The following is an 11,066-nucleotide window of genomic DNA, read 5'->3' as shown; positions in this document are numbered from 1 at the left end:
ATCCACTTTTGACAAAACACCTATAAATGAGTTGTTTATGGAAAATAAAATCAATCAAAAATTCAAAGAACAACCTAATTTATTCAATAACAATGAATTATAAACGCATCACTACTAATTTGATATATAAAATATAATAGCATTTTGCATTTATACCAATTGAAATGATTTTTTTGTTATTAATAATTCTAATCGGACTTTATTTTCATTTTAGGTTTCTTTATTGGGAAAAAAACAGGATATAGGAAAGGGATAAAAGAAACTGAAAACCGTAATAGGGAATAAACAAAATCACTAAAAATTAAATAATGAAAAGAGTATTTATTTATTGTGTGCTCATGATTGTAATGTTTTCTTGTAAAACCAAAAAACCACATCCAGAGTATGTTACTATTTCAGGTAAAATTGAAAAAGCAAAATCAAAAGAAATATCAATATATGGATTAGGGGGATATAAAAAGGCAATCCCATTAAAAAGGGATGGTACTTTTAATGATACTTTGATGTTGAAAATGGATTATGACAAATTCCAATTTATGCTGATGGAGGATACCATTATGTCTTCTTTACAATTTAAAAACGGAGATGATATTTCAATAAAGGCAGATGCAAGTAATTTTAAAGAAACAGTTGTTTTTAGTTTGGACAATGGTGATTATAATAATTATGCAAACAAAAAAGCATTAATTCTATCATCTAAAATTGGTTTTAATAAAATATGGTACAGACTAGAAAAAGAAGCTTTTGAAAATAAAATCACAACACTTAAAAATGAACTTCATAATGTTTTAGATTCTTATGCCAATATTCCTGAAAAAGAGGTGAAAAGTGAAAAGGCATATATTGAGTCTTATATTAAAAGATTATCCGACAAGCATGAAGAAGAACATGATTTATCTACAAAGCTATCCAAAGGGACACTGTCTCCAGACTTTAAGAATTATGAAAACTACGATGGATCCAAAACATCACTTTCAGATTTTAAAGGCAAGTATGTTTATATAGATGTATGGGCAACATGGTGTGGGCCATGTAAGGCACAGATACCACATTTGGAAGCACTTGAAAAGAAATATCAGGATCAAAATATAGTATTTATTAGTATGTCTGTCGATAAAGAAAAAGATTATGATAAGTGGAGGTCTATGGTTAAAAATAAGCAAATGTCAGGTGTTCAAATTCTTGCTCCAAATCAGACAGCATCAGAGTTTACACGTGCGTATGGGATTAATGCAATTCCAAGATTTATCCTTATTGACCCAGAAGGAAAAATTGTAGATTTTGATGCGCCTAGACCATCAAACAAAGAAGCAATCACAGCATTGTTATCGATTGTTGAATAACAAAGTAAACATCCCTTTTCACTAAGTAAGCATTTTTATAATTAGTTTGAATTAGTCATTCAATACCAACCAGTAAAAGGGATCACAAAAAGGCTGCCTAACAAAGGCAGTCTTTTTTACTTAAAAACATGGTAAGTTGGTATAAAAAAATATACCTAATACACAATGCAGCTATAACAAAGCGGAAATAAAAAAGCCTCACATTCCTGTAAGGCTTAACGATTTTTATAAGTGGTTCCACTTAGATTGAATAGTTTGTAATAACTAGCCGTTTGTAGAATAAATAATAGATACACTCTTAATGCAGTGATTAAGTAGAAAGCTAAGTTAATTTTGATAAAAAGAACTCGTTCATAGAAAGACAAATGCATTTAAACGTAAAAAACACGCATTTTGACGATTTTTTTAATATCTTTGCTCCATAATTAACCCAAAGTGGTAGGAATTATATAGAATAACTTGTTATATCCCAAATCTGTATAACTTAAACCTATATTATGTTACAAATTAAATTAATTAGAAATTTATTTATTTTAGCTACAGCATTTACATTCCTAACTTTTTCTGGATGTAGTAGTGATGATGATGAGACAACTATTCAAGTAAGAGTAAACGGTACAGTATTGTTTGATGATGGTGATGATTTTAATGGTGATGTGGATGGAGACTTTACAGGAACAGGAGGAAGTGCTACTAGAGTATTTGAATGGCAAAACTCTTTAAGTACAGCAGATTATAATGCTGATATAACAGCTACTACAGATGGAGCATTTAGAATAGTTGTTAAAGATGCTGATGGAGCTGTTGTATTGGACAAATCTTTAAGTGGTTCTGTTGAACCTGATTCTATTGATGGAGTCACTGCAAGCGGAACACCTGGTGTTTGGACTGTTACAATTACTTTAACTTCTTTTAAAGGTGACGGTAGCTTTTCTTTAAGTGCAGGAACTTAAAGAAATCTAAAAGCTTATATTTTTTACAGAAAGTCTAACAGAAATGTTAGGCTTTTTTTCTTTAATTTATCCAAGAACTTAGCTTTTGTTGTCTTAATAATTTTTGTAATGACATTAGTGTTATATTAATGTAAAAGACAAATTCAACACTTGTCTTTCTTTAAGGCATATAACCTATCAATCCTTAAAAACATAAGTTTTATACTTAACCAAAATTATTCGTCTCCTGAGTCGTTTCCCATAACTAAAAAGATCTATAAATTAAACATTTACAGGTTTTACATGCTTAAAAAGTGGTTCCGCTAGGGCTTCCCTCGGGACAGGCTTCTCGCCCTAAACCTTTACGGCACAAAAAAAGCTGCTTCATTATTGAAACAGCTTTCTGTTTTTTGTGGTCCCACTTGGTCTCCTATATTTTTTCTTATATTTTATCTTATTTTACTGTATTTTAAGCTTTTAAACACTGTAAAACCTATGATTTTGAATTAATAAAAATAAGGCTAAAACAAACCAAATTAAAATTATTCGTCCCCTTATTCGTCCCCTGTAATACTTATTTAGTTTATATTTGTGAGTATACACTTTCGACATATGAACAAAGAAACTAAAATTAAAAAATTATTCACAACGATTTACGGAGGTAATTTTGAATCGATTAAACCTGACTATCTTAAATCCAAGAAAGAAGAAGAAAAACAAATTACAGATAAATGTCATAATCAAGAATGTCGAAATAAATGCGCTTCTTTTGGAAACAGACAAGATATACCCTACTTAAAAAATATTGAGAACATTAAAACATTCGTCGTTGCAGAATCTCCTGCAAAGGGAATTGATAAAGGGAAATTAGGTCATGTTTTTGGCTGGGAATATTTCGAAGAGAACTCAAAAGGAATGATTAAACAATATGAGAATTACTTCTTCAATGTTTTAAATTTAAACAGAGAAACAACCTATATAACAGACGGCACAAAATGTTATAGTCATAAATCAATTTTTTCAAAAGCCTTTCAAAACTGCAAAAACTATCTATCTGAAGAAATTGACATTATAAAACCAAAAGAAGTTTTAGTTATCTCAAAACAAAACTCATTAATACAGCACTTAAAATGCATTCAAGCTAAATACAACTTTAAACTTAAAGTAATTCCCCACCCGTCCAATCAAAACATATCAAAAATCCCAACAGTATCTGAAATATTCAAAACACTAGGCAAAATAAACAATAATGAAAAATGGATAAATCTAGGTGAACAAATAAATGAAGAATACGAAATTTTAAGAGGCAATTTAAAACGATAAAATGTTAGAATGGCAAAAGCGAAATTCATACTCAAAGAACCAAATTCGAAATCAGATACTTTGATCTATTTGGTTTATAATTATCAATATAAAAGATTTAAATACTCAACGGGAGAAACCATAAACCCAAAGTTTTGGAATAAAACGGCCCAAAGAGTAAAAACAACAAAACAGTTTCCCGAATATCCCGAATTCAATTCTCGTTTAGATAAAATTGAAAACGGCATAAACAATGCTTTTAGAAAGCTTCTTAATGATGGCACTCAACCCAATAATACAATTCTAAAACAAGCTTTAGAAGACGAACTGGACGACAATATTGTTAAATCAAATCGGGTTACATTTTTTGAATTTATTGACAGCTATATTGAGGAAAGCAAACTCAACAAAACAGCTGGAACAATTAAAGTTTATAAAACGACTTTCAAGTATCTAAAAGAATACGCAAAAAAGTATAAGCCTATAAATTTTGAAACAGTTACATTGGAATTTTATAACCAATATTTAGGCTTTTTAAAGCACGAACATAACCTATCCAACAATACTGTTGGCAAACACATAAAGACTATTAAATCCTTTATGAACGAAGCCACAGAAAGAGGTTTAAATACGAATCTAGAGTTTAAAAACAAACGCTTTAAAACAATTAGAGAAGAAGCAGACACTGTTTACCTAAACATAGAAGAATTAAAGCAAATTGAAAAGATAGATTTAAAAGCCAGTCCACGACTGGAAAAAGTTAGAGATTTGTTCTTAATTGGTTGCTATACAGGTTTACGGTTTTCAGATTTCACACAAATAAGCCCCGAAAATATCATTGATGATAAGGTGATTGAAGTAAGAACACAAAAAACAGGTCAAAGAGTTGCTATTCCATTACATAAAACCGTCAGAACCATATTAAAAAAGTACAATAACAAATTACCTAAAAGCTATTCTAATCAAAAAATGAACGAATATTTAAAGGATGTTATTAGCTTGGCGGGTATTAAAGAACTTATAGAAACCACAATTACAAAAGGGGGCAAAATTGAAAAAAACATACTCCCAAAATACAAATTGGTTTCAACTCATACAGCCAGAAGAAGCTTTGCTACGAATCTATACTTGGCAGAAGTACCAACCATTGCCATAATGAAAATTACCGGGCATAAAACCGAACGCTCCTTTTTACAGTATATTAGAGTTTCCCAAAAAGAAAATGCAGACAAACTTTTGACTCACCCATTTTTTAATTAAGAGCTAATAATCATTTGAAATAAATAACACCTAATCACAATACCAACAAAAGGTATCAAAAAGTATCAAAAGGTATCAAAAGGTGTCATTTTGAAAAAGCACTTCAATTATATGATTTGATTTGCTCCCATAAATCATTAAATAAAATTAAATATGGGAAAAATTGAAATTAACAACTTTAATGTTGAAGACTTAGAACAAGCAATAAAAAATGTATTGCATGAAACAGTAATTAAATCTGTTAAAGAACAAATCTCTCCAAACAAAAAATTTATCTCTTTGTTCTCTCGGGAAGAAACTGCAAAAACGCTTTGCATATCTCTTCCTACTTTAAACGAATGGACCAAAAGCGGCATCATAAAAGCTTTTAGAATTGGCAATCGCGTACTCTACAAATTGGAAGACATAAACGCCGCTTTAAAAGAAGTTAAAACTTCAGTAAAGAGAGGAGGTAAATCATGCTAAAAAAGAAAAATGATTACTCCGTTATAGTGTTCTTCGAAAATCAATCAAAACCTAAAAAATGGACTTATGTTCATAAGTTAAACGGGTTTTCAATGTTTCTATCCAAAAACCATCCTACTTGGTTATATATGAACATTTACAACCGAAGAGAAGCAACCTTTATGAAACAAATCAAGAAAGGCGAGTTTGTTCCTGCCTTCCTTGAATAAACGTCTTTCTTTTTTTTAACCTTTAAAAACTTAAAAACCTTTAATAATAACCTTTTAATGGTATTTATTAATGTACAACGATTCAGATTATGATAGTCAAGAATACATACGGAACGAGCGTAGCGTTTACAACAAAACCATACGGAAAAAAGCCAAAACATGAGTTTACAGGCTCTGCATTGCAACGCAAAAAACAAGAGCCTACAAAGAATACAAAAGCAAAAAAAAAGGAAAGCAGTAAGGACAAGGAGAAAAAGGAGCGCTCCTTGTCCAAACGTTCGAAACAAAAGATTCGAAAAAAGATAACCTGTTTTGCTAGATGCTATAAGAGATTAAGCTTTGTCACACTCACCTTTTTAAACAAGGTGAGTGATGAAGAAGCGGTTAATTTACTTAGAAAGTTTGTTGATAATGCTAAAAAACGAAGTGAGGACTTCCAGTATGTTTGGGTAGCAGAGCGACAAACCAAAAATGATGCTTTTAAGGGCAATGTTCACTTTCACATGATAACCAACAAATATTGGAAAATCGATAAATGGTGGAATTATTGGATTAAACTACAACAAAAGAACGGTATATCTCCAAGGGACAAGAACTTTAAACCCTCATCAGCTTTTGATGTAAAACAATTAAACTCAAACAATATTAGGTCTATTGCTTCCTATGTTACAAAATATGTAACCAAGAATAATGCAAAGTTTAAGTGCCAAGTATGGAACTGCTCAAGAAGAGTTTCAGAACTTTATACTGATTTCTATACCACTGTAGAGTTTACAGACCAATTTAAACGCATGAATGCGGTTTTAAGCGAAATAACAAACACAGACAAAAAAAGCCCCGTAATTAACGTTAAAATGATTGATTTGAACAGGCAAACAATTCCTATGTATAAGCGTCTAGATAAAAAGAATAAAAGTGCACTAAAAAAATAAAGCGTTTTCTATAAGCGTACTTTACAAGACTTATCTTAATAAAGCTAAAATTATACTCTCTAGGGAGTATATACACATGTAGTACCAAATACTCGAAATTAAAGAGATATTTTATTTGGGCATTTTCATAAAAAATAAATAAAAAAATTTAATATTTGGTATTGGGAACTCTAGCTCTAAAAATAGATTATATTGCGAGAGTTTAACATTTAATTTCAGATTTAAATGACATTTAGTTTAACAAATAGAATAGAAGAAATATTTCATGTCGGGTAATTCGATTTTAAATAAAGCAAAACATTCTCATAATACAGATGAATGGTATACTGACTACAAAACTGTAAAAGAAGAAGTAAGTCAATATGCAAATCATTTTGATGGAAAAGTAGTGTTGTGTAACTGTGATGATCCTTATGAATCTGCTTTTGCAAAATATTTTTTGAAATATTTCAATATTTTGAAATTAAAAAAATTGATTTGCACTTCATATATAGGCTCTCGTTTAATTGAAAATCACAACATATTAGATAACAATAATACTAGAGTAAATAATAAGTCAGCCTATGTTTTAATTGTTAAAAAGCTTTCTGGAGATTTTGATAAACCAATAAGAGATGAAGATATTTTAAGCTATTTAAAGGAGAAGGGGAATGTGAAAAAATTAAAAGGTGACGGTGATTTTCGAAGTGAAGAATGTATTAAATACTTAAAAGAATCAGATATTGTAGTGACTAATCCGCCTTTTTCAAAATTTACAATTTTGTTCTCGCTTCTCGTGAAATACAATAAAAAATATTTGTTAATTGGAAATCAAAATGCCATAACTTATAAAGATGTGTTTCCTTACATAAAAAATGGAAAAGCATGGATTGGATATCGATTCGGTGATATGGCCTTCAAAGTTCCCAATGATACTCCACCAAGAAAAACACGTTTTTGGATTGATGATAATGGTCAAAAATGGAGAAGTTTAGGAAACGCAATGTGGCTAACTAACCTAGATAACGAAAGAAAGCACAAAGATCTGGTACTTACTTCTTTTTACAGTCCCAAAAAACACCCTAAGTATGACAACTACGATGCAATTAATATCTCAAAAGTAGTTGATATACCAATGGATTACCCGGGAATAATGGGTGTCCCTATAACTTTTCTTAAATATCATAACGAAGAACAATTTGAAATAATCGGAGAAGCAAATCATGGTTCAGACAATGAATTTGATTTATTTAAACCAATAGTTAATGGAAAAGAAACCTTCAAAAGAATTCTAATAAGAAACAAAAATGTTGTTGAAAAAAATTGATTTTAAAATATTGGATTTATTCTGTGGTGCTGGAGGTATGTCACATGGTATGCATAAAAATCCGCATTTTAAGACTATGGTCGCTTTAGATATAAATAAAAGGTTAGCAATAACTTTACAAAATAATATGCCTGAGGTAAAAGTTATAGTCGGCGATATAAAAGATGATTGCGTAAGGGAGAATATAATTGATTTATCAATAAAAAAAGGCGTCAATATGATTGTTGGTGGGCCACCTTGTCAAGGATATTCAATGAAAGGGAAAAAACTAGGGCTTAAAGATCCTCGTAATTTTTTATTTATAGAATTTTTAAACTTAGTTAAACGACTTCAGCCAGAGGTATTTGTTATTGAAAATGTGAAGAGTTTACTTTCAACTTCAAAAGGATGGTTTAAAAATGAAATAAATTCTGAAATTGAAAAACTAGGTTATCATGTAGATGTTGGTATTCTTAAAGCTACTGACTTTGGAGTTCCTCAGACAAGAGAAAGAGCAATTTTTATATGTTGTAAAAACAAGAAAATTACATTACCGCTACCTACATCAAATGAATTAGTTACAGTCAGAGATGCAATTTACGATTTAGCATATTTGAATTCCAATGAGGGAGAATTTGAGCAAGATTATCTCAATGAGCCTAACTCTGAATACCAACAAATGATGAGAGAAAATAGCAATAAACTATACAATCATAAAGCATCAAATCATGCCTCTATAGCTGTAGAAAAACTTAAAATGATACCACCTGAAAAAGGAAAAGAATATTTACCAAAAGAATTATTGGGAAAACAACAATTTAAGTCTACGTGGGGTCGATTGAAATGGAACAAACCTTCCCCTACGATTGATACCAGATTTGATGCTGCATCAAATGGAACAAATAATCATCCTTTTCTTCATAGAACTATTACTCCGAGGGAAGCTGCACGTTTACAGTCTTTTGATGATAACTATATTTTTTATGGACCAAAAGTAGCCGTTAGAGCTCAAATTGGCAATGCTGTTCCACCTCTTATGGCAAAAGCAATTGCTGACAAAATTTATGAGGATTTAATCACACATCAATCAAAATAGACTATAAAAAAAATTCTGAAATGGAAAAAAATAAAATCTCTAATTTTCTTACACCTGATATTTCCTATTTACTAGGGCTTATAACTGGTAGAGGAGAAATCCAATATAATCAGGATGTTAAAAAAATCATCATTGATTTTGAATATAAAAGTCAAAAAGTAACAGTAGGTAGATCAATAGATTTAGATCAAAAGTTACATATTCAGACTAGTCTTGACCAAGTAATCGTTAGACTCCAAAACATAGGGATTAATGTAGCAAAAAACGTTTTAGAAAATAGCATCTCTTTAGTCTTAAAATGGGACAAAGAAGACATTGCTTGGCTATTCATTAAGTTTTTAATTAACGGCACGAGATTTAGTTATCACGATTTTCAAGTTCCAGAACCAATATTTGAATCGACAGAAATCAATAAGAAAGAATTTATTCGAGGTATTGGAGATGTTACTGGATATGTCAGACCTTCAAATTACTATGGTTTTAAAGAACCATACAGGCATCGAGTATATATAGAAATAACGCAAAATAATTGGAGTCTACCACCTCAATTATGTCGTCTTTTACAGTCAATTCAAGTACCAATTCAAAATATAAATTATGGCCATCCCAATTTAAGAGACCCGAATAATAATAAAGGGAGTAGATCTTGGGCTAAAGAACATCAAATGAAAATTTTTGCTGAAGATTATCAAAAAATTGGTTTTTATATTTCTCATAAGCAACAGGCGTTAAATGAATTAGCATCAACAAACAAATCAAATTTTGATTCCAATATTCCGTTGTGTGATGGAACAACTCAAAGAATAAAGACAAAGCCAATTCATCCTGATGAAAACGATTCTAATTTACCTACCGAAATAAGAGGTAAACACTTCGATGCATTCAAAGAAATTTGTGATTGTTTAAACTGTTATATGAAGAACTGATGTATAGTAATGAAATAGAAATATATCCAGACATAATAATTTGGCTTGAGAATAGACTTAAAGGGGATTTTGGTAGAAAAGCTAAAAACATCACTGTTTTAGATACTCATGATAGTAATTTATCTAATTTTATCATAAAATTAGAATATCAACGTTTTTTTTCTGAATTCCCTACTTATAAAATTCGACAAGACATAACTGGTTTTATTGAATATGAAGATAAGGTAGAACTCGTATTCGTTGAAGTTAAAATAGGTCAACTTAAACTTATTGATTTATCTCAATTAATTGGATATTCTTGTATAGCCTTACCTATTTTTTCAATTTTAATTGCACCTGCTGGCATGGGTTCAACTCTAGCAAAACTTCTAACTTCTTTTAATAGAAAAGATATTTTAGAGTTTAGACCTGGCCGTAAAATTGAAGTTCTTAAGTGGGACGAAAAAAAACAAGATATTGATTTCATGAATAGCATAGCGTAAAATTAATGCTTAATAACAAACTGAACAAAAAAGTACTCGTGGCATAACAATGTATTGTGCATGGTTTCCTAACATCAGTCAAGCCACTATACACGAAACGTTAGTAAACCAACAAGTAAAAATTATTTTTTTAATTTAATCCGTCCCCTGAATCGTCCCCTATAATCAAAAAAGCCCCGTAAACTCAACGCTTACAAGGCTTAATAATTTTAAGAAGTGGTCCCACTTGGGCTCGAACCAAGGACCACCTGATTATGAGTCAGGTGCTCTAACCAACTGAGCTATGGGACCAAAATCGGCTGCAAATCTACTATTTATTTTAAAACTCTACAAGAAAATTATTGTTTAAATAATTTCCTGACAAAGCTCTATAAGTACCCCATTTGTGTCTTTGGGATGCAGAAAAACAACCAGTTTATTGTCAGCTCCTTTTTTAGGAATTTCATTAAGTACTTTAAAGCCTTCTGACACCAACCGTTTAACCTCAGCATTAATGTCATCTACAGCAAAAGCAATGTGATGAACCCCTTCCCCTCTTTTTTCAAGAAACTTAGCAATGGGGCTATCTTCATGGGTTGCTTCCAGTAATTCCACCTTATTATCCCCTACCTTAAAAAAAGACGTTCGTACACCTTCACTAACAACCGTTTCTATTTTGTAGCTCGGCTTTCCAAATAAACTGGCAAACAAATTATTAGACTCATTAAGATTTTTAACGGCAATACCTATGTGTTCAATTTTATTCATTAAAAATACTTTACAGTAAGATACAAATTTTGCAAACCAAAAGTAAGATAATCTTTAAATATCCTTTATTTTTGCACTACAATATAC

The 11,066-nt window shown here is 30.6% G+C and carries 12 protein-coding genes and 1 tRNA gene; 11 read left to right on the top strand and 2 right to left on the bottom strand.

Annotation, left to right across the window (positions count from 1 at the left end):
- The first annotated feature begins 308 nt into the window (after nt 1–308).
- The 11 genes from JF259_RS15615 to JF259_RS15565 all read left to right on the top strand — a co-directional run bounded on the left by JF259_RS15615 (nt 309) and on the right by JF259_RS15565 (nt 10,232).
- Nucleotides 309–1,343, top strand: a complete 1,035-nt coding sequence (locus JF259_RS15615) for a TlpA family protein disulfide reductase (protein WP_199116641.1) — start codon at nt 309–311, stop codon at nt 1,341–1,343.
- Between the two features lie 497 nt (nt 1,344–1,840).
- Complete coding sequence (locus JF259_RS15610) at nt 1,841–2,296, top strand: hypothetical protein (RefSeq protein ID WP_233164329.1); 456 nt, start codon at nt 1,841–1,843, stop codon at nt 2,294–2,296.
- Nucleotides 2,297–2,887: 591 nt separating this feature from the next.
- Nucleotides 2,888–3,598, top strand: coding sequence for a uracil-DNA glycosylase family protein (locus tag JF259_RS15605; protein ID WP_199116640.1), 711 nt, complete (start codon nt 2,888–2,890; stop codon nt 3,596–3,598).
- Between the two features lie 9 nt (nt 3,599–3,607).
- Nucleotides 3,608–4,837: a site-specific integrase gene (locus JF259_RS15600; RefSeq protein ID WP_199116639.1), complete on the top strand. Its 1,230-nt coding sequence runs from the start codon at nt 3,608–3,610 to the stop codon at nt 4,835–4,837.
- Nucleotides 4,838–4,990: 153 nt separating this feature from the next.
- The gene (locus JF259_RS15595) at nt 4,991–5,302 is read left to right on the top strand and encodes a helix-turn-helix domain-containing protein (RefSeq protein WP_199116638.1); all 312 of its coding nucleotides are present in this window, start codon (nt 4,991–4,993) and stop codon (nt 5,300–5,302) included.
- The gene (locus JF259_RS15590; protein ID WP_199116637.1) at nt 5,296–5,511 is read left to right on the top strand and encodes a hypothetical protein; all 216 of its coding nucleotides are present in this window, start codon (nt 5,296–5,298) and stop codon (nt 5,509–5,511) included. Before JF259_RS15595 ends, JF259_RS15590 begins: the two co-directional genes overlap by 7 nt.
- An 89-nt stretch (nt 5,512–5,600) precedes the next feature.
- Nucleotides 5,601–6,443, top strand: coding sequence for a rolling circle replication-associated protein (locus JF259_RS15585; RefSeq protein ID WP_199116636.1), 843 nt, complete (start codon nt 5,601–5,603; stop codon nt 6,441–6,443).
- 265 nt (nt 6,444–6,708) lie between these two features.
- Entirely contained in the window at nt 6,709–7,749 is a 1,041-nt protein-coding gene (locus JF259_RS15580) for an adenine-specific methyltransferase EcoRI family protein (protein WP_199116635.1), read from the top strand.
- Entirely contained in the window at nt 7,736–8,824 is a 1,089-nt protein-coding gene (locus JF259_RS15575) for a DNA cytosine methyltransferase (RefSeq protein ID WP_199116634.1), read from the top strand. Before JF259_RS15580 ends, JF259_RS15575 begins: the two co-directional genes overlap by 14 nt.
- Before the next feature lie 20 nt (nt 8,825–8,844).
- On the top strand, nt 8,845–9,750 hold the full coding sequence (locus JF259_RS15570) for a hypothetical protein (RefSeq protein WP_199116633.1): 906 nt from the start codon (nt 8,845–8,847) through the stop codon (nt 9,748–9,750).
- The gene (locus tag JF259_RS15565; RefSeq protein WP_199116632.1) at nt 9,750–10,232 is read left to right on the top strand and encodes a hypothetical protein; all 483 of its coding nucleotides are present in this window, start codon (nt 9,750–9,752) and stop codon (nt 10,230–10,232) included. The genes JF259_RS15570 and JF259_RS15565 overlap by 1 nt, the downstream gene beginning before the upstream one ends.
- A gap of 217 nt (nt 10,233–10,449) precedes the next feature.
- Here JF259_RS15565 and JF259_RS15560 read toward each other — a convergent pair.
- Together JF259_RS15560 and mce are read right to left on the bottom strand one after the other, a co-directional pair.
- Nucleotides 10,450–10,523 (bottom strand) — tRNA-Ile (locus JF259_RS15560).
- Nucleotides 10,524–10,577: 54 nt separating this feature from the next.
- Nucleotides 10,578–10,979 (bottom strand): methylmalonyl-CoA epimerase, encoded by a 402-nt coding sequence (gene mce / locus JF259_RS15555; protein WP_199116631.1) that lies wholly within the window; start codon nt 10,977–10,979, stop codon nt 10,578–10,580.
- Nucleotides 10,980–11,066: the final 87 nt, after the last annotated feature.

Source organism: Snuella sedimenti, from assembly GCF_016428595.1.
Taxonomy (GTDB): domain Bacteria; phylum Bacteroidota; class Bacteroidia; order Flavobacteriales; family Flavobacteriaceae; genus Snuella; species Snuella sedimenti.
The sequence above is the reverse complement of the archived record's forward strand: the minus strand, read 5'-3'. Positions and strand labels throughout refer to the sequence as shown.